The organism is Endozoicomonas sp. G2_1 (assembly GCF_017744155.1).
Taxonomy (GTDB): Bacteria; Pseudomonadota; Gammaproteobacteria; order Enterobacterales; family Alteromonadaceae; genus JAGHQT01.
In genome coordinates this window covers 163,847-181,352 of the sequence record NZ_JAGHQT010000007.1, presented here as the reverse complement: position 1 = coordinate 181,352, position 17,506 = coordinate 163,847, and the positions used below count along the sequence as shown (strand labels likewise).

Annotated in this window: 26 protein-coding genes; 1 reads left to right on the top strand and 25 read right to left on the bottom strand. The window is 36.8% G+C overall.

Going from position 1 to position 17,506, the window contains the following annotated elements:
• The 12 genes from J7384_RS10900 to J7384_RS10845 all read right to left on the bottom strand — a co-directional run.
• On the bottom strand, positions 1 to 183 hold a 183-nt coding region (locus J7384_RS10900), incomplete at its 3' end, for a hypothetical protein (protein ID WP_209113905.1).
• 1,110 nt (positions 184 to 1,293) lie between these two features.
• Positions 1,294 to 1,539, bottom strand: a complete 246-nt coding sequence (locus J7384_RS10895; RefSeq protein ID WP_209113904.1) for a hypothetical protein — start codon at positions 1,537 to 1,539, stop codon at positions 1,294 to 1,296.
• A 103-nt stretch (positions 1,540 to 1,642) separates the two neighbouring features.
• Complete coding sequence (locus tag J7384_RS10890; protein ID WP_209113902.1) at positions 1,643 to 1,939, bottom strand: hypothetical protein; 297 nt, start codon at positions 1,937 to 1,939, stop codon at positions 1,643 to 1,645.
• A 124-nt stretch (positions 1,940 to 2,063) separates the two neighbouring features.
• Positions 2,064 to 2,711 carry a hypothetical protein gene (locus J7384_RS10885; protein ID WP_209113900.1) on the bottom strand — a complete coding sequence of 216 codons (648 nt, stop codon included), beginning with the start codon at positions 2,709 to 2,711 and terminating at the stop codon, positions 2,064 to 2,066.
• A gap of 491 nt (positions 2,712 to 3,202) precedes the next feature.
• On the bottom strand, positions 3,203 to 3,625 hold the full coding sequence (locus tag J7384_RS10880) for a hypothetical protein (protein ID WP_209113899.1): 423 nt from the start codon (positions 3,623 to 3,625) through the stop codon (positions 3,203 to 3,205).
• Positions 3,626 to 3,734: 109 nt separating this feature from the next.
• Complete coding sequence (locus J7384_RS10875; RefSeq protein WP_209113897.1) at positions 3,735 to 4,031, bottom strand: hypothetical protein; 297 nt, start codon at positions 4,029 to 4,031, stop codon at positions 3,735 to 3,737.
• Positions 4,032 to 4,139: 108 nt separating this feature from the next.
• Positions 4,140 to 4,439 (bottom strand): DUF3144 domain-containing protein, encoded by a 300-nt coding sequence (locus tag J7384_RS10870; RefSeq protein ID WP_209113895.1) that lies wholly within the window; start codon positions 4,437 to 4,439, stop codon positions 4,140 to 4,142.
• A gap of 838 nt (positions 4,440 to 5,277) precedes the next feature.
• Positions 5,278 to 5,757 carry a hypothetical protein gene (locus J7384_RS10865; protein ID WP_209113893.1) on the bottom strand — a complete coding sequence of 160 codons (480 nt, stop codon included), beginning with the start codon at positions 5,755 to 5,757 and terminating at the stop codon, positions 5,278 to 5,280.
• A 477-nt stretch (positions 5,758 to 6,234) separates the two neighbouring features.
• Entirely contained in the window at positions 6,235 to 6,957 is a 723-nt protein-coding gene (locus tag J7384_RS10860) for a hypothetical protein (protein WP_209113891.1), read from the bottom strand.
• A 133-nt stretch (positions 6,958 to 7,090) separates the two neighbouring features.
• Positions 7,091 to 7,279 (bottom strand): hypothetical protein, encoded by a 189-nt coding sequence (locus tag J7384_RS10855; protein ID WP_209113890.1) that lies wholly within the window; start codon positions 7,277 to 7,279, stop codon positions 7,091 to 7,093.
• A 229-nt stretch (positions 7,280 to 7,508) separates the two neighbouring features.
• The gene (locus tag J7384_RS10850) at positions 7,509 to 7,904 is read right to left on the bottom strand and encodes a hypothetical protein (RefSeq protein WP_209113888.1); all 396 of its coding nucleotides are present in this window, start codon (positions 7,902 to 7,904) and stop codon (positions 7,509 to 7,511) included.
• Between the two features lie 118 nt (positions 7,905 to 8,022).
• Positions 8,023 to 8,271, bottom strand: a complete 249-nt coding sequence (locus J7384_RS10845) for a hypothetical protein (protein ID WP_209113886.1) — start codon at positions 8,269 to 8,271, stop codon at positions 8,023 to 8,025.
• 233 nt (positions 8,272 to 8,504) lie between these two features.
• Between J7384_RS10845 and J7384_RS19575 the strand changes: the two genes are divergently transcribed.
• The gene (locus J7384_RS19575) at positions 8,505 to 8,639 is read left to right on the top strand and encodes a hypothetical protein (protein ID WP_280636358.1); all 135 of its coding nucleotides are present in this window, start codon (positions 8,505 to 8,507) and stop codon (positions 8,637 to 8,639) included.
• A 120-nt stretch (positions 8,640 to 8,759) separates the two neighbouring features.
• Here the strand turns inward: J7384_RS19575 and J7384_RS10840 are convergent, their stop codons facing one another.
• The 13 genes from J7384_RS10840 to J7384_RS10780 all read right to left on the bottom strand — a co-directional run bounded on the left by J7384_RS10840 (position 8,760) and on the right by J7384_RS10780 (position 17,251).
• Positions 8,760 to 9,098 (bottom strand): hypothetical protein, encoded by a 339-nt coding sequence (locus J7384_RS10840; RefSeq protein WP_209113884.1) that lies wholly within the window; start codon positions 9,096 to 9,098, stop codon positions 8,760 to 8,762.
• A 106-nt stretch (positions 9,099 to 9,204) separates the two neighbouring features.
• The gene (locus J7384_RS10835) at positions 9,205 to 9,642 is read right to left on the bottom strand and encodes a hypothetical protein (RefSeq protein WP_209113882.1); all 438 of its coding nucleotides are present in this window, start codon (positions 9,640 to 9,642) and stop codon (positions 9,205 to 9,207) included.
• 470 nt (positions 9,643 to 10,112) lie between these two features.
• On the bottom strand, positions 10,113 to 10,559 hold the full coding sequence (locus tag J7384_RS10830) for a hypothetical protein (RefSeq protein WP_209113880.1): 447 nt from the start codon (positions 10,557 to 10,559) through the stop codon (positions 10,113 to 10,115).
• Between the two features lie 483 nt (positions 10,560 to 11,042).
• Positions 11,043 to 11,330, bottom strand: a complete 288-nt coding sequence (locus J7384_RS10825) for a hypothetical protein (RefSeq protein ID WP_209113878.1) — start codon at positions 11,328 to 11,330, stop codon at positions 11,043 to 11,045.
• Between the two features lie 121 nt (positions 11,331 to 11,451).
• The gene (locus J7384_RS10820) at positions 11,452 to 11,706 is read right to left on the bottom strand and encodes a hypothetical protein (RefSeq protein ID WP_209113876.1); all 255 of its coding nucleotides are present in this window, start codon (positions 11,704 to 11,706) and stop codon (positions 11,452 to 11,454) included.
• 117 nt (positions 11,707 to 11,823) lie between these two features.
• A complete protein-coding gene (locus tag J7384_RS10815) occupies positions 11,824 to 12,213 on the bottom strand; it encodes a hypothetical protein (protein WP_209113874.1) in 390 nt (129 codons plus the stop codon).
• Between the two features lie 113 nt (positions 12,214 to 12,326).
• The gene (locus J7384_RS10810) at positions 12,327 to 12,815 is read right to left on the bottom strand and encodes a hypothetical protein (RefSeq protein ID WP_209113872.1); all 489 of its coding nucleotides are present in this window, start codon (positions 12,813 to 12,815) and stop codon (positions 12,327 to 12,329) included.
• Positions 12,816 to 12,940: 125 nt separating this feature from the next.
• The gene (locus J7384_RS10805; protein ID WP_209113870.1) at positions 12,941 to 13,234 is read right to left on the bottom strand and encodes a hypothetical protein; all 294 of its coding nucleotides are present in this window, start codon (positions 13,232 to 13,234) and stop codon (positions 12,941 to 12,943) included.
• A gap of 111 nt (positions 13,235 to 13,345) precedes the next feature.
• Complete coding sequence (locus J7384_RS10800; protein ID WP_209113868.1) at positions 13,346 to 13,786, bottom strand: hypothetical protein; 441 nt, start codon at positions 13,784 to 13,786, stop codon at positions 13,346 to 13,348.
• Between the two features lie 126 nt (positions 13,787 to 13,912).
• Entirely contained in the window at positions 13,913 to 14,182 is a 270-nt protein-coding gene (locus tag J7384_RS10795; RefSeq protein WP_209113866.1) for a hypothetical protein, read from the bottom strand.
• 852 nt (positions 14,183 to 15,034) lie between these two features.
• Positions 15,035 to 15,451: a hypothetical protein gene (locus tag J7384_RS10790; RefSeq protein ID WP_209113864.1), complete on the bottom strand. Its 417-nt coding sequence runs from the start codon at positions 15,449 to 15,451 to the stop codon at positions 15,035 to 15,037.
• Between the two features lie 442 nt (positions 15,452 to 15,893).
• On the bottom strand, positions 15,894 to 16,388 hold the full coding sequence (locus J7384_RS10785; RefSeq protein ID WP_209113862.1) for a hypothetical protein: 495 nt from the start codon (positions 16,386 to 16,388) through the stop codon (positions 15,894 to 15,896).
• 470 nt (positions 16,389 to 16,858) lie between these two features.
• Entirely contained in the window at positions 16,859 to 17,251 is a 393-nt protein-coding gene (locus tag J7384_RS10780; RefSeq protein WP_209113860.1) for an SMI1/KNR4 family protein, read from the bottom strand.
• Between the last annotated feature and the right edge of the window lie 255 nt (positions 17,252 to 17,506).

The window sequence follows — 17,506 nt, the reverse complement described above, 5'->3', positions numbered from 1 at the left end:
AATTAGTAAACGTAAATTTAATTTGAAGTCACTATCGGGTAACAACCCGACTATTGCATTCACATTTAAGTAAACAATCAATAAAAGACCAAACGAAATTAGTGCTTTCTTCATAAAACCTAACGCCGCAATAAACGGCAAGTAATGCTTGGCTAAAATTAGGAACGAAGTGACGCGAGCCAAGCTTTACGCGTCCGATTAATTGTTTTGTTAGCTGATAGCTTACTGTAACCAAAAAACATTCAGCAACAACTAAAGTAAAATGCGTTTGTACGGAAGAAACAACAACACCCCACCACTACAACGCTTAACTATAATTTGAGCCGTTTGCACGTTGCTAATATGAACTACAAATGTAGCAAAGGCGAAAACTACTTGGCAAAAAATACTAAATTTAAACTTTACCACCAAACAAAAAAACAAATATCAATCGAATAGTGGTGGCAAGCTAACGCCCGCTTAACGGGCAAATAATTAGCTTAGCTAAAATTAGGAGCGCAGCGACGGGAGCTAAGCTTTATTTGTCCCGTTGAAGCGCTTGTTATATGCAGCTTACTTGACGTTAAACACGGCACCATTTTGAAGGCACCGTTAATTGAGCACCCCACTTTGAACTTTTGAGCTACCCACCAAACTGGCCAAAATTAATAGCTTTGCCACCTTTTATTTCTGCTGAAATACAAAATAATCAGCGCGCAATAAACTATCTGAAAACACAAAAAACGGCAAAGCTTATTATTATTACACCAAGCCCCAAATAGCGAAAAACTAAAATGAACGATGTCTTACGCTAAAATGATTTTAATTGGCATATAACGCCCCAATAAGGGGCTGATAATGCTTGGCTAAACTGTGTAGCGAAGCGGAACCGAGCCAAGCTTTAGCAGTCCCGCTTTATTGGCTTGTTATGTGGCTGTCACCGTATTGCGAAACTTTAAGGAAACTAATAAAGACGCCACAAAAATAAAGCCAGAAACAATGCCAGCTATTAGCGCTGAAAAAACAAATGACGCAACCAAAATACAAAAACTAAACAGTGCAATAGCTGACCAAATTGCCGCTACATGCAAACTGTTAGTTTCTGTGATGTTTTTTGATACCAGATGGGTATACAAAATAGCCACCACTAAAAACCCTATTGGTGATAAATAATCCATTAGACTTGATTCTCCATTGCCACATAACGCCCCAATAAGGGGCTGATAATGCTTGGCTAAACTGTGAAGCGAAGCGGAACCGAGCCAAGCTTTAGCAGTCCCAACTTTATTGGCTTGTTATGTGTAATTACAGCAATTACTTTTTATTAAACAACTCTAATACTGAAAAGTACATAGATGTTAATAAACCAACTATACAAACGAGACAAACACCAGCCATTGGAAATAGAATAATTGCTACATTTGCTTGATAGCCCTTGTAAGCAAACAAACCACTAATAACGCCAACAACAACCTCCCATAACTTGCCCTCAAAACTAGAAGTAGCAAATTGTTTTAAAGGTTGGAATGTATAGCGCATTTTCAATATGAGTGACTCCATCCATTACACATAACGCCCCAATAAGGGGCTGATAAATGCTTGGCTAAACTGTGTAGCGAAGCGAAACCGAGCCAAGCTTTAGCAGTCCCGCTTTATTGGCTTGTTATACGTACCTTATTAAACCAACTACGATTAATAAAAATGCCAAAGCAAAATATTTATAGCTATCGGTACTAAAGCCAACATTATTTTTAAACCAAACTTTAACTGGCGTATTAAACATTAGTGGCGATAAGAGTAACCCACGAAGTAAAGACAACACACCCAAAGCCATAGCAATTGAACCAAAATCTATAATATTGGTTTGATAAAAATTGACTGCTTGCATCAATATCACAAAAGCCATTGTGATTTTAATAAGAAAAGTACTACGTTTAATTTTTATTGCATGATCTTCCATTAAAACCAAATCCTGATGTACGTATAACGCCCTGTTAAGGGGCTGATAATGCTTGGCTATACTTGTGAAGCGAAGCGAAACCGAGCCAAGCTTTAACAGTCCCACTTTATTGGCTTGTTAGCATTTATTTTTCAGTAATAGATGCCCATAAGTCAAAGCCTATAGCTTTCTGGCACCAACTCTCGAATGTGTAGTATTTAGATTCATGACGTAGTTTTAAATCTAATGGGTAAGAAATACCTTTGATATTCGTCACTGGATCAATATGTTCTATATAAATATTATTCTTGAAATCAAGATAAATAGCCGTGATCTGAACCTTTCTATTTAGTACTATTTGTTGGATAATTCCCTTTTCTACATCACTATAAACATCTTTGAACTCTGTTGTAGCGGAAACACCTTGCCAAAGAAGAGTTGAATTTTTTCGAGCACATTCTTGCCGAAAATTATTTAATGACTTACCTGTAACGTCCATAAACCATTTATCAATCAATTGGACTTTACCATTTATATTGTACTCGAGCATAACTAGCTCAAAGAACCTTAGTTTCTTTAGCTGCTTACATTTACCTTTAAAGAATAGCTCTCCTCTATAATTTGCATATAGCTCGTTCATTACAGCTATTCGGTCAATGCAAACCTGCTGATTGTTGACAATACAAACTTCAGTAAATTTTATCTTTTCATGACACAAATCTTGAACATAGAACAAGTCAGAAAATAAATTCTCATAGTTATCTGGAAAAACATATTTTTTTCGAAAGAGCAAAAAGAAACCCTTAAAATGCTAACGCCCGCTTAACGGGCTAATAATTAGCTTAGCTAAAATTTAGGAGCGCAGCGACGAGAGCTAAGCTTTATTTGTCCCGTTGAAGCGCTTGTTATATGCAGCTTACTTTACGTTAAACACTACACCATTTTGAAGGCACCGTTAATTGAGCACCCTACTTTGAACTTTTGAGCTACTCACCAAAACTAGCCAAAATTAATAGCTTTGCCACCTTTTATTTCTGCTGAAATACAAAACAACCAGCAAGAAATAAACTATCTGAAAATACAAAAAACGGCAAAGCTTATTAATATTGCACCAAACCAAGAATAGCGAAAAACAAAAACAAACCGTGTCTTACACTAAAGTTAATTTAATAAACATATAACGCCCCAATAAGGGGCTGATAAATGCTTGGCTATACTTTTGTAGCGAAGCGAAACCGAGCCAAGCTTTAGCAGTCCCACTTTATTGATTTGTTAGGTGCGAGCTTATTGATTACTCTTTGGAGTTTTTCTCAAGTTACCACTTTCGTAATCTCTTATTGAAGAGTAATCTACTTCGCATTCCGGCGGTGCCGCAGATATAAATAAGTTAGACTTAGTATCTATATTTATGTGACGAAATGGAAGCTTTAACATTGAGGATAAAACGTCACGTGCCATAGCTAGAGACCAAACACCTCCGTTTGTTTCAAATGGGGCACTAATACCTCCAGAAGCATACCAATGTAGCTTGTTTTCTTCCGCAAAATAGATCGCTTGGCTTGATTCCTCTACATTGAATGCCAGAACAAAATGAGCGCCATTCTCAAAATATTCTCCTCCAGGTGAGATTATGCAATCTGTAACTAACCAGTTATCGGCAAAGGAAAAAACCGGCCAAATTGATAGTAGGTAGAGTAACTTCTTCATAGCACCTAACGCTTAAATAAACGGCTAAAAATGCTTGGCTATACTTGTGAGCGCAGCGAACCAAAGCCAAGCGTTTTTAGTCCGATTTAATTTTCTTGTTAGCAGTACTTTAATCGCCAACAAAAATTATATTTTTACCACTGCTTTCAGCACACTCCAAAACTGCAATAAACTCTGAAAACAGTTCAGCTTTTTTACCATATTTAGGGGCGACTGAATTTAGTACATCAATTAAATTTTGAAGCCCTGATGAGAACTTAGTATCAGAATACTGATCGATAACTAAGCCAGTTTTAGCTTTAAAGATCTCAAATGCTTCATTGAGTAATGACCATTTCTCAGAATCAATAGCGTAGATCCATTCCTTTGGTTGGCCATTTTCCATTATGTGTAAATCTAGTGCCATATTTCCAGTACTGCTAACGCCCCAATAAGGGGCTGATAAATGCTTGGCTATACTTGTGAAGCGAAGCGAAACCGAGCCAAGCTTTATCAGTCCCACTTTATTGGCTTGTTATGCGGATTGTTCACCCTTATCCATATAGCTATCAAAGTTATCAATATAGTCATTAAGGTTTTCTTCAAGCATAGCTTTGTATTGACTCACAAAGTACTCGATTGTTTCTTCTTTAGCCGCCTTCATTTCTTGACTATTAGACCAGCCACATGCACTAACCCACGAGTTAAACCTAGAAGTAGCGTACATCATTGACGCACTAACCTTCCCACTACCAATTTCTTCTGAAATATGATCGTTGGCTAAGTGAATATGAGCATCAGCTCTATCATAAAATTCATCATCAACTTTTGACATTTACGCAAAATCCTTAAATACGCATAACGCCCGCTTAATGGGCAAATAATTAGCTTAGCTAAAATTAGGAGCGCAGCGACCGGAGCTAAGCTTTATTTGTCCCGTTGAAGCGCTTGTTATATGCAGCTTACTTGACGTTAAACACTGCACCATTTTGAAGGCACCGTTAATTGAGCACTCTACTTTGAACTTTTGAGCTACACAACAATACTGGCCAAAATTAATAGCTTTGCCACACTTTATTTCTGCTGAAATGCAAAACCACCAGCTAGAAACAAATTACCTGAAAAGACAAAAAACGGCAAAGCTTATTAGTATTACGCCAAGCCCAGAATAGCGAAAAAAAAATAAACTATGTCTTACGCTAAGATTATTTTAATTGGCATATAACGCCCTGTTAAGGGGCTGGTAAATGTTTGGCTATACTTGTGAAGCGAAGCGGAACCGAGCCAAACTTTAGCAGTCCCACTTAAACAGTTTGTTATATAACACTAGCCCCCGAACAAACTAGTAAATTTGTTTAATAGTATTAACGCCACTCCTAGAATTAGTGCATGAGCTTTGTAGTTAAACCATGAAAAGGAATCACTTGGAACTGATTTTATATAATATTCGGCATCAGAACTTGGAGGGTTGTTTAACGACCAATTTTGATAAATATACATAGTGATGGCTACTACCACTAATATACTTCCGATAATATAAATAACTTTGCTCATTACTCGATCCTGAGTGTTATATAACGCCCGCTTAACGGGCAAATAATTAGCTTAGCTAAAATTAGGAGCGCAGCGACGGGAGCTAAGCTTTATTTGTCCCGTTAAAGCGCTTGTTATATTTATTTACCAACAATAGCAGAATAATAATGGTGAATATTTGCTTCTCTACCTTTATAGATGCGCTTCATTACATTAGCCACTGGCCAAAAAAACGGGCTATTATCTTTAGATTTTCCTAAAGCATAATATTCTTTTCCATCTATTTTCACATTACCCCAAATTACATTGCCATGGTTTTTACGGTAAACCTCTCCGATATAAAAGCCGAACATTTTTGAAAAATTATAAACTCGATTTTTATCCATACCGTTATTTCGAACGTGCTCACTTAAGTTATCAAGAACACTTTCGATTAATTTAATACTCTCATCTGAACCGTCTAGATCCAGGTTAAATTGTCCTTTAACCATATCAATACAATCTTGATAATACGCTTTAGCTATCTCAGGAACCTCTGGATCTGATTTAAAAGTAATATTTTCTGCATTACTCGATAACGAAGGGATTAAAAAAGCTAAAACAGCTAGAAGTTTACGCATGAATTCTCCATAAATATAACGCCCCAATAAGGGGCTGATAATGCTTGGCTATACTTGTGGAGCGAAGCGGAACCGAGCCAAGCTTTAGCAGTCCCACTTTATTGGCTTGTTATGTTGTATTATTTTGGCGGAAATTGAAAGGGAGCTTTAAAGAACAAATAAATAAGTGCAATAACGGCGCAAATTTTAAAAATAAAGTTGAATTTAAAATAAATAGGTTCAATTGAATATTTAACTATTGAACCACTCCTTGTCGTAAATTGGCCAGTTTCAACCATGCCATATATATCAAACCCTAAAAAACAAATAAAACCAATGCAAAAAATCCTAAAAGGTATTTTCGCCAAGAACTTATCTGTTTCGGTGATTTTTAGCACTTAACCTCTCATACAACATAACGCCCGCTTAACGGGCAAATAACTAGCTTAACTAAAATTTAGGAGCGCAGCGAGTAATTTTTCCGTGTGAAGTAACTTGTTATGTATTTTCTTCTGGAACTGCAAACTCCCAAGGTATTGCTCGCATAGTTCCATTGTCGTTCACAATCTCTAATTCTGGTGAGCTCATCAAATTAACATCTCTTAATTTAAGATCAGATAAACTCATAAAGGAGGCATCTCGAGTGCGTCGCTCAATGAACCTCAACATATTTGATATATACTCATTTTGATCAGAAGCCCACCTCTCTTTCGTTACATGAATACAAAAAATATCCGTTTCAGTGTTAATTACCATGTCACGAAACCTGTCTCTTTTTATACCTGATTCTGTAAAATGATCTGGGTGACCGTCATATTCCATTGCCCATATACCAATAACTACCGAATCCGTTTTTTTATCAAAGATCTCTATAGCCAGATCAACATACCAGTAGTCTTGCCTCTTTAAATTTTTTACATTTAGCCTCAAAGGTTTAGGAATCCGATATTGAGGGTGAATCAATACTGGGTGACCATCTTGAGTTTTAGCTTTCAATATAACTTTGTTTGGCGCAGTTTTGAAAGCATATAGCTCTATACTATTGAATTGTTTGAGTAGTGCAGAAACAACATGAACTTCGGCATCTGAAGTTCTGCTACTACCGTAAAGTGCAGTTGAAACTAAGAGCCCATTACTTTTAGATAATCTCTTTACCTTTTTGCTTTTTTTCTTACTGAGATTCTTACTGAACTGCTCTAAAAACCTTTGTTCTGCTGTCATTAATGACTCCTACAGCAAAAAATACATAACGCCCCACTAATAAGTTAAACAGTAAGTTGGCTAGTTTGTTGCGTCGTTTGCAAGAAACAAGACAACACTGTTTTATCTTTTTAAGTGGCTTGTTATATTTACATTACTCTAAAACTTGATTTAAGTATGTTTCGACATCTGCGCTTTCATCATTAGCTAATTTAATTTCAAGAATGAAGATTGATAGTGCAAACCAGCCTATAGCAAAACTAAAATTAAACACTAAAAATAAAGCTATAGCAGGAATACCGCACCAAATTAACATTGTCAGTACTCGGCTGATAATATTCAATGGCTTGTCCTTTCGACATAATTTTACAGCGTTATTCACGATCTCGATTTTCTTAATATGCTTGAGGCCTTTTAACCTTTTGTCATCATAAAGTTTAAAATAAAACACTAAACTTCCTTGTAAATATAACGCCCCAATAAGGGGCTGATAATGCTTGGCTAAACTGTGTAGCGAAGCGGAACCGAGCCAAGCTTTAGCAGTCCCATTTTATTGGCTTGTTATATGCCAATTACTCAAAACTTATTAAGCCAATTTGAGGCTCCGACTCTAACTTAGATTTAAAATATAATACACACTCATCTGAATTAGATATTTTTTCTTTTCCGAAGAGCTTTTCTATGAAAGTGCGACTTTTATCTATTTGGAGAATCCACTCTAGTTCTGACTTTGGGTCATCACCTTCCTCAAAGTAAGTTGAGGCTCCAAGCATATATTGACGTCCTTTCCAGTCAATATAGCTATACCAACCCCAGTCTTCAGCATCTGGCTCAGAAATATCAAAATCTGATTCAACTTCAGACTTTAACCACTTTAACAATGATTCACCGAAAATAGGATTAATAGGGTTTTCACGCTCTTTTGAGACATCGAACTTAGAAGTTTTAAAATTTATAGCAATATGCACGATTCCCTCCTAGGCATATAACGCCCGCTTAATGGGCAAATAATTAGCTTAGCTAAAATTAGGAGCGCAGCGACGGGAGCTAAGCTTTATTTGTCCCGTTGAAGCGCTTGTTAGCAGTTTAACTAACCTTTTGCTTGAAGTTTTTATACAGCCCTGTAGCGCCTTGATAAAAGGAGTACACGCACAAAGGAAATAACATTGCCAACGTAATACCAAATGCTTCGGGGCTTTCCTCTACACTCAAAAAACCATTTCTAGCTGGAATGTAGAGTACGCCATCAGTTAGTGCCTTTACCAAAAGAAGAAAAATAATAATAGAGCCTACTAACTTCCACCATAACTTATATGAAGGTTCATTTTTATTCATTTTGACTGCTAACGCCCCAATAAGGGGCTGATAAATGCTTGGCTAAACTGTGTAGCGAAGCGGAACCGAGCCAAGCTTTAGCAGTCCCGCTTTATTGGCTTGTTAGCTGAATAGCCTACTGTAACCACAAAACTACCAGCAACAAACAATGTTAAATACGTTTGTACGGAAAGTGCAACAACATCCACCACTACCCGACAAACTTGAATTTGAGCCGTTGGCACTTTGCTAGTTTGAATAACGAATTTAGCAAAGGCGAAAACTCTTTGGCAAAAAATGCTGAGCAATCTATGGCTGCTAAACTAGCCAAACTCAAGAACGGCAGCAAGTGCAAAATTGGCGTTTTACACCAAGGCCACCACAAATAATTTTTACTCGAATAGTGGTGGCAAAGCTAACGCCCCAATAAAGGGCTGATAATGCTTGGCTATACTTGTAGAGCGAAGCGGAACCGAGCCAAGCTTTAACAGTCCCGTTTTATTAGCTTGTTAGTTGCCTGTACTCGAGGTTAAGTACAAATAACCAATGTACACAGCAGCTATTACATACCCTAAACAAAGTATGCTGTTTATACCCCAAATACTATACCAAAACTTGCCATTGAAATAAGTCTTTTCACGTAACTTAGAGTTAATTAAAGCAATAGATGACGGTATTAAAAGTAGAGCAGAAAAACCAAATGCTGGAGCTACTATAAACATTAACGCCAACCCCACAGCACTTGCTGATGAAGCACTACTATCTGGAGTAATCGGAGATAAAAGTACATACAAAGATATGACTGCAAAAACTGCCGAAATTAAACCTAAAAATTGAATTGTACGCATATCTTCCTTGGTAACTAACGCTCGCTTAACGGGCAAATAATAGTTTAGCTAAAATTAGGAGCGAAGCGACGAGAGCTAAGCTTTATTTGTCCCGTTGAAGCGCTTGTTAGCTTGAGAAACTCATAGTGTGAACACTAGCACAAGGAACAACATCATTAGATAAACATTGCGATAGAACAGGTTTTATCTCTTCAAAACGAGGAGTTTTTACGTCACTTTTACTCCTCATACATCGACCATAATAATAACCTTCTACTAAGTCTATGTTTTCATCATTATTAGCTAAAACCTCTACTTCTTTTACTGTCTCCCAAGTTAAAAAACGACCAGGGTCTATCATGTTTTTTATAAAGCCAGTTTTAACATCTCCATACGTTAATCGCACTGCATTAGCGTGTCGGAAACAATATTCACTATGCTCTTTATTGTCTGAAAATTGTGCCTTTGTTAGTCCTGTATATTGCGTATTTGTATTCTCCTCTTTGGGAGTTGAAACACAACCAACGATAGACAATACAACAACACTTAAAACCACTTTTCTCACAAAACCTCCTTAAAAAGCTAACGCCCCAATAAGGGGCTGATAAATGCTTGGCTATACTTGTGAAGCGAAGCGGAACCGAGCCAAGCTTTAGCAGTCCCGCTTTATTGGCTTGTTATATGCCAATTTACACATAGACACCAATTAGGACAATACTGCATATTATAACGAAAAAACCAGTGCAAATAATGCGTCCTTCGTACTCCTCAGCCTGTCGACCTCTTGGATAATTACCTAATGTTACTATTAATAAGAATATGCGACCGACCCAATAAATAAGAAACTCGCATAGTGCTTCCAAGAGGATAAAGCGGATAAACCTGAGAATGGGTTTAAGTAATCCGTCAGCTATTTCTTCCACTAAAGCTTCCTTGGCATATAACGCCCTGTTAAGGGGCTGATAAATGTTTGGCTAAAATTGTGAAGCGAAGCGGAACCGAGCCAAACTTTAGCAGTCCCACTTGAACAGCTTGTTATGCCCTTTTTCTGGTAACTAAAGACCATATTAGAAAAGCCATTACGCCAAAAAAGAGTAACACTCCTATTAATTTAGTTTTACCGATAAATTCGTTCTTCGTATAGATTGAATTACCTTCCAATGATAATTGGATAACTTCTGACTTTAGATCTGTGCTAATGAAATAAATAAAAGAGACCTTTTTACCCATTAATTTATTAGGCTCAGTATCACAGTCTGTCCAGTAAACAAACTCTTTCATTACATAGAACTTAGTTTGACTACCTACGATAATAAAATAAGGATCTGCGTACTTACCAACTGGGCAATTCAACTGTTCAATAGTTTTTGCGAAAACAGTTTTTGTTTCGCCTTTAATAGGGTTACTGTACATCACTTTGAGCGAGAGCGCCCCCAATAAAACTATAATTACAACCTTAAAAACAGCAACCAGTCTTTTCATATTCTTATGGGCATAACGCCCGCTTAACGGGCTAATAATTAGCTTAGCTAAAATTTAGGAGCGCAGCGACGAGAGCTAAGCTTTATTTGTCCCGTTGAAGCGCTTGTTATATGCAGCTTACTTTACGTTAAACACTACACCATTTTGAAGGCACCGTTAATTGAGCACCCTACTTTGAACTTTTGAGCTACTCACCAAAACTAGCCAAAATTAATAGCTTTGCCACCTTTTATTTCTGCTGAAATGCAAAACCACCAGTAAGAAATAAACTATCTGAAAATACAAAAAACGGCAAAGCTTATTAGTATTACGCCAAGCCCAGAATAGCGAAAAACAAAAATAAACCATGTCTTACGCTAAGATTATTTTAATTGGCATATAACGCCCGCTTAACGGGCAAATAATTAGCTTAGCTAAAATTAGGAGCGCAGCGACGGGAGCTAAGCTTTATTTGTCCCGTTGAAGCGCTTGTTATGTTTGAAACTAACTTGAGAGCTTAATTATTTTAATCGCAAATTTGTCGAGAGCTTTATTAGGGGCAAAAGACAAAACAACCCCCAAAACAAAAAATAAAGCACTAAAAATGACTGCAATAAGCTTGTCACTAAAATCTTTGGTTGGTACTCCATTAATTTCAATTATTGCATTTGGATCTAATGCAGCTTGTATAAAGAAAAAAACTAAAATACTTCCAATAATAATTAACGTGCCACCAGCTAACCGGCTTAACCCAACCACGATATCTACTTTTTTCTTTAACTCTTGATTCATATTCAATTCAAACATAACGCCCTGTTAAGGGGCTGATAAAGGTTTGGCTAAAATGTGTAGCGAAGCGAAACCGAGCCAAACTTTAGCAGTCCCGCTTGAACAACTTGTTATATTTACTGGACTAGAGTAGTTTTATTTTGTTTCCAACAATAAACTTATATTTGTCTCTTGCGTTAACTAGGTAAAAGCAATATGTATCCAAATTCGGCTTACCATCAGACTTTAAACGTCTAGGCTGAGATAATGTGCTCATTATTGGGCAACCATTTAATGTTGAACCATTGCCTAGTTTGAATTTATTTCCATTAATTGAACGAGCAACGAGAGTTGTGGTTTTACCTTCAAGAATTGCTTCTAAAATAAACTCAATATCCATACTTACTCGTAAATATAACGCCCCAATAAGGGGCTGATAATGCTTGGCTATACTTGTGGAGCGAAGCGGAACCGAGCCAAGCTTTAGAAGTCCCGCTTAATTGGCTTGTTAGGTGTTTTACCACGACTCTTTTAGAATTTGAAGCATAACTAACTGAGTTAACTTGTTAAATTTGTTGTTTTTATTAGTATGGCAAAATTTAATTACTAATTGTTGGCCAGAACTGCTTATTTTGTCCCAGTTTGCCGGAAACACACTAATTAATTGATATGAGCCATTAACTTTATTATCTATGCAGTATTTTATCAGCGTAATAAAGGCGTTAACCCACTCATCAGTAAATTCGTGACCTTGAATGAATTTGAAATCTAAAGCAAAAACTTCATCTTCAATTGCATCTTCATCACCACTAAATAGCGCGTCTAAAATTTTTTGAAAGTTATCTTCATCCGAGACATTGAGTAGGCCAATTAGTTCAACTTTAGTTTGATATTCACGCTCATCCATGAGAAACACCTAACGCCCTGTTAAGGGGCTGATAATGTTTGGCTAAAATGTGTAGCGAAGCGAAACCGAGCCAAACTTTAGCAGTCCCACTTGAACAGCTTGTTAAATGGCTTCTAGAACCATGATTCCCACTTTTCAGATCCAGTTGGGTGAACACTAATTCCGTTATTTAAACCTGTAATAAAAATTTCTTGATGATCTTCACTCAGACCTGACTCGGCATAATTTAGGATTTGAACATTCCCTATAAGTTTGAATGGATGCTTTTGATACATTTGATAAGCCTGTAATGGCTCCGACATACCTTTTGACCATATTTTGTAAAAGAAGACATCCTGTTTAGAGCCATCCTCTAAGGTCACTAACCCATCTTGGCTATAAGACCATGCTTCAACATCGTTACTCAACTCAGTTAATTTCTTTTCTGCTTTTGCAATTGCTAACTCTTGCGTGTCAGCTTCAAATTCAAGACTCTTTCTTTCACCTTTGTTCTCTGTAATTACAAACGGAACAAGCAATTCGTTAGCCTCTATAGAAGCACCAATAGCTGCACTATGAGCCATTATAAAACCTAGTAATTGGCCTACTAACTCGTGGTTCAAATTATTACTCCTGCCATTTAACGCCCTGTTAAGGGGCTGATAAATGTTTGGCTAAAATGTGTAGCGAAGCGAAACCGAGCCAAACTTTAGCAGTCCCACTTGAACAGCTTGTTATATGCCATTTACTACTCTGCTTTTGTACCACCGATACCTAGTTCTGATACCTGTGATTTATCAATTATTCTTAGAAAAACCATTGTGTATGCAGCTAAGTAACATGAACTAAAATACCCGAATATAGTAAATATAATCAATGCAACTAATAACGTCAGAAGTTGACTAATATCATTAACAGTTTGGTTTACGTCAATTCCTAAGAGTGCACAAAATGGATAAATTAGCAGCATACCTAAAAAGCAACCCATGACTGAAACAGTTAATACAATTAACTTAGGATATTTTAATTTACGACTTTCCATGTGCATACCATAGGCATATAACGCCCTGTTAAGGGGCTGATAAATGTTTGGCTATAATTGTGAGCGAAGCGAAACCGAGCCAAACTTTAACAGTCCCACTTAAACAGCTTGTTATATTGCACTATTTACTAGACGTTCAGCAATAAAGTCTGTGCCGCCAAAAGATTTATTTAACCAATTAGTATGATTATATAAATGCTTACCTGATTTAGAAACCAAATGCACACCTTGAACGATAACAGCATGAAACCCCGTACTATCTACTGCTAAGTGTGAACTATCTAATTCTGGTAATTCATCGCAAACAAATACAATATAAGCTCCAACCTCTTTAAAAATCCAGAGCGCAGCCGTTTGATTCCTAATTAATTTACGAGCGTTTGCAATTTGAGTTTTAATATCTAAGTTTGAATCAAAGTTTAAGGTTGCTAAAACATACCTAGCTAAGCCTGACTTTTTATAAAGGCATAAACTCAAATCATTATTGATAGGCATTGATTCAGAGTAAATTTCAGGATGAAATGATCTTTCAATGTTTTGTATGATATTCACTCAACCTCCCTGTGCAATATAACGCCCCAATAAGCGGCGGATAATAGTTGGCTATAATTGTGAACGAAGTGAACGCAGCCAACTGTTATGCGTCCGACTTGATTAGCTTGTTAGCTTACTATTTGACTAAAAACCGTCACTTTCCCATGTTTTGTTTTTAAAGCCATACTCTAAATGAAATTTATATAAGCCTATTAGAAAAAACAGCACATAACTACCAGGAATAAGAATGCCGTAAATAACTAATAGACGTTCTGCAAGCACTGATAAACCAACATCTTTGTATGCTTGCCAAAAACTAACACAGCAGCCCAAAGTTACAACCACAGTAATATAAACTGTGAAATATAAGCTTAAACGGTTTGCAAAAGATACATATTCTCTATATTTGCTCATAGACTCTAGAGTAAGCTAACGCCCGCTTAACGGGCAAATAATTAGCTTAGCTAAAATTAGGAGCGCAGCGACGAGAGCTAAGCTTTATTTGTCCCGTTGAAGCGCTTGTTATATGCAGCTTACTTGACGTTAAACACTACACCATTTTGAAGGCACCGTTAATTGAGCACCCTACTTTGAACTTTTGAGCTACCCAACAAAACTAGCCAAAATTAATAGCTTTGCCACCCTTTATTTCTGCTGAAACATAAAACTACCAGCAAATAACAAACTATCTGAAAATACAAAAAACGGCAAAGCTTATTAGTACTGCACCAAAACCAGAATAGCGAGAAACAAAAATAAACTATGTCTTACGCTAAGATTATTTTAATTGGCATATAACGCCCTGTTAAGAGGCTGATAAATGTTTGGCTAAACTTGTGAAGCGAAGCGAAACCGAGCCAAACTTTAGCAGTCCCACTTGAACAGCTTGTTATGTGTTTACAACAAAATACGCTAAATAAGTTACCACAACTAAACCTAAAACAAATATCGGTGAACCATACCAAGGTATTGAATCAGTTTTATCCAGTTGAAACACTTTTGAGGCCAAATACTTAATCAAAGGTAAAACAATAAAAATCGTTACTACTAGAACCTCCGCCCCAAACGGCTCACTTATAATATTTATAAGCCAAATTCCAAAGAGCAGAAGTAACAACCCTATTAGCCAAAATTTCCTTAGTAATTCGATTAGTCGACTCATCTAATACACATAACGCCCCAATAAGGGGCTGATAAATGCTTGGCTATACTTGTGGAGCGAAGCGAAACCGAGCCAAGCTTTAGCAGTCCCACTTTATTGGCTTGTTAGGCATTTTTATTCAAAATGTACTTGTAAAAAAAGCCTAAAGTCAAAGTTAGAGGAATCATTACAGGTAATATAAACATCCCCCAGTATATTAGATAAAAAGACACAGCTCCAGCAGCCGCAGATGGAAATAATAGTTCAGGTAAAAAGAAAATCAGTGGTGCAACGAAAGATAAAATCAAAGTTAACAGTGGTAGATAAGAAGTAAATCTTCCTCGTAACTTTACTTTATTGGTGCTTGTTAATATCAAGTCGATTAAAGAAACAAAAATTGATGGTATAAAAATACAATACAAACAAATTGCAACAAGTATTTCTCGCTCATTATCGCCTAAGAAAACTAAACTAGTAAGATAAGTGGCGAATAAAAGCACTAAGTTCGCTAATAAAATCTTTCCTTGATTTGAATTTTTCATATGATGCCTAACGCCCGCTTAATGGGCAAATAATTAGCTTAGCTAAAATTTAGGAGCGCAGCGACGGGAGCTAAGCTTTATTTGTCCCGTTGAAGCACTTGTTAACTGATAGCTTAATGTAACCATAAAACTAATAGCAACAACCAAAGTTAAATGCGTTTACCTGACGTGGAATAACACCTCGCCACGGTAACACCTAAACGCTGATTTGAGCCTTTTACACAATATTAGTTTGAATAACCAAACCAGCAAAGGCGAAAACACATAAGCAATAACTGCCCAAATTATCGGTTGACACCAAAACAATAAAAACAATTTAACTTGAATTAGTGGTGACAGTTAACGCCCTGTTAAGGGGCTGATAAATGTTTGGCTATACTTGTGGAGCGAAGCGGAACCGAGCCAAACTTTAGCAGTCCCACTTGAACAGCTTGTTAGCTGTTTATGCACACTCACAGTCGTAAACATACTGTAATTGCCCGTTTACCATGATACCCAATGAGAACGTATCGAACATATTCCTTGCCGTATCAATGGGTATATCTAAGTAATTATCTATACCTTGGTAGCTGAAAGCTATTACTACTTTTCCCATTAACCCTAAACTTGTAACTGACTCAGTTCCGACTATAGTTGCACTATCACCATTGACGCCATCCCAGCCGTGAATATTAGGGTTGAAAAGTAATTCTTTTGAACCACAACTTTCACACTGTAAATAGAACGGTGGATAAAAAGACGTTACTTCCTTTTTAAAAAAGAAGCCTTTCTTCTCAATTTGAATATTACCTAAGATGCTATGGTTTTGACCACCGCAAGTACACACAACGCTCTTGCATATAGAGAACTCCCCATTTATTAATGCCTCGTCAACTTCAAGTTGAAAACCGTCGAAGCAACTTGGTGGTTGAGACCTTAATACTTCCAATGTACTCACAAACTCTCCTAAACAGCTAACGCCTGCTTAATGGGCAAATAATAGCTTAGCTAAAATTAGGAGCGCAGCGACGAGAGCTAAGCTTTATTTGTCCCGTTGAAGCACTTGTTATATGCAGCTTACTTTACGTTAAACACTGCACCATTTTGAAGGCACCGTTAATTGAGCACCCCACTTTGAACTTTTGAGCTACCCACCCAAACTAGCCAAAATTAATAGCTTTGCCACCTTTTATTTCTGCTGAAATACAAAACCACCAACAAGAAATAAACTATCTAAAAAGACAGAAAACGGCAAAGCTTATTAGTATTGCGCCAAGCCCCGAATAGCGAAAAAAAACAAACCATGTCTTACGCTAAAATGATTTTAATTGGCATATAACGCTCCAATAAGCGGACAATAAAAGCTTGGCTATAATTGTGAGCGCAGCGAAACAAGCCAAGCTTTATTGTTCCGCCTTGATTGCTTTGTTATAAGCACGTCAACTCGTTGAAGTCATTAGCTACTTTATCAAGCTCACCAGTTTCGTGCGACCAAATATAAATAGAATCTGTATAGCTATTACTTTGTTTAAGTAAGACAAGTTGATCACCGCATCCGTTACCAGCTATGGCAAGTGCGTTGTCAGGAAAGTTACCGAAATCTTCACATGATTTAGTTTCAGCGATAATGTGATTACAAGTACAAGCAATGCGCTTTCTATCCGACTTATCGAAAATAGGATATTGTTCCCAAACATCACCAGCAACTTCAATTTCACCGCCATTACTTTTTATCATCGAAGTTTTGTAATTTTGAGGAAGGAGTGCTTCCAATTCAGCCTCAACCTGAAGTATGAATTTTTCATCTAGGTTGAATGTCACAATTAACTCCTTTAGTGCTTATAACAGCTTATTAGATGTCATAATGACGTGTTTCCACACCACTTAATAACGCCAATAAGTAACATAATTTACTAGCACTTTAACGATATTTCTCTTAGCAATCAATAAACTAATTTTTAAACCATGACGTCTTTGCACCTAAAATACGTCAAACTGACACCTTTCGTATTAAAACACGTCAAAACACCGAATCTGTATAAAAAATCAGTATCAAATCGAGGCTATTAACTTTTA

Bases quoted from the DNA above. Each gene is read 5' to 3' on its own strand.
- J7384_RS10895 (WP_209113904.1), bottom strand. From the start codon at position 1,539: ATGGAGTCACTCATATTGAAAATGCGCTATACATTCCAACCTTTAAAA.
- J7384_RS10890 (WP_209113902.1), bottom strand. From the start codon at position 1,939: ATGGAAGATCATGCAATAAAAATTAAACGTAGTACTTTTCTTATTAAA.
- J7384_RS10880 (WP_209113899.1), bottom strand. From the start codon at position 3,625: ATGAAGAAGTTACTCTACCTACTATCAATTTGGCCGGTTTTTTCCTTT.
- J7384_RS10875 (WP_209113897.1), bottom strand. From the start codon at position 4,031: ATGGCACTAGATTTACACATAATGGAAAATGGCCAACCAAAGGAATGG.
- J7384_RS10870 (WP_209113895.1), bottom strand. From the start codon at position 4,439: ATGTCAAAAGTTGATGATGAATTTTATGATAGAGCTGATGCTCATATT.
- J7384_RS10865 (WP_209113893.1), bottom strand. From the start codon at position 5,757: ATGCGTAAACTTCTAGCTGTTTTAGCTTTTTTAATCCCTTCGTTATCG.
- J7384_RS10860 (WP_209113891.1), bottom strand. From the start codon at position 6,957: ATGACAGCAGAACAAAGGTTTTTAGAGCAGTTCAGTAAGAATCTCAGT.
- J7384_RS10845 (WP_209113886.1), bottom strand. From the start codon at position 8,271: ATGAATAAAAATGAACCTTCATATAAGTTATGGTGGAAGTTAGTAGGC.
- J7384_RS10840 (WP_209113884.1), bottom strand. From the start codon at position 9,098: ATGCGTACAATTCAATTTTTAGGTTTAATTTCGGCAGTTTTTGCAGTC.
- J7384_RS10830 (WP_209113880.1), bottom strand. From the start codon at position 10,559: ATGAAAAGACTGGTTGCTGTTTTTAAGGTTGTAATTATAGTTTTATTG.
- J7384_RS10825 (WP_209113878.1), bottom strand. From the start codon at position 11,330: ATGAATCAAGAGTTAAAGAAAAAAGTAGATATCGTGGTTGGGTTAAGC.
- J7384_RS10820 (WP_209113876.1), bottom strand. From the start codon at position 11,706: ATGGATATTGAGTTTATTTTAGAAGCAATTCTTGAAGGTAAAACCACA.
- J7384_RS10815 (WP_209113874.1), bottom strand. From the start codon at position 12,213: ATGGATGAGCGTGAATATCAAACTAAAGTTGAACTAATTGGCCTACTC.
- J7384_RS10805 (WP_209113870.1), bottom strand. From the start codon at position 13,234: ATGGAAAGTCGTAAATTAAAATATCCTAAGTTAATTGTATTAACTGTT.
- J7384_RS10795 (WP_209113866.1), bottom strand. From the start codon at position 14,182: ATGAGCAAATATAGAGAATATGTATCTTTTGCAAACCGTTTAAGCTTA.
- J7384_RS10790 (WP_209113864.1), bottom strand. From the start codon at position 15,451: ATGAAAAATTCAAATCAAGGAAAGATTTTATTAGCGAACTTAGTGCTT.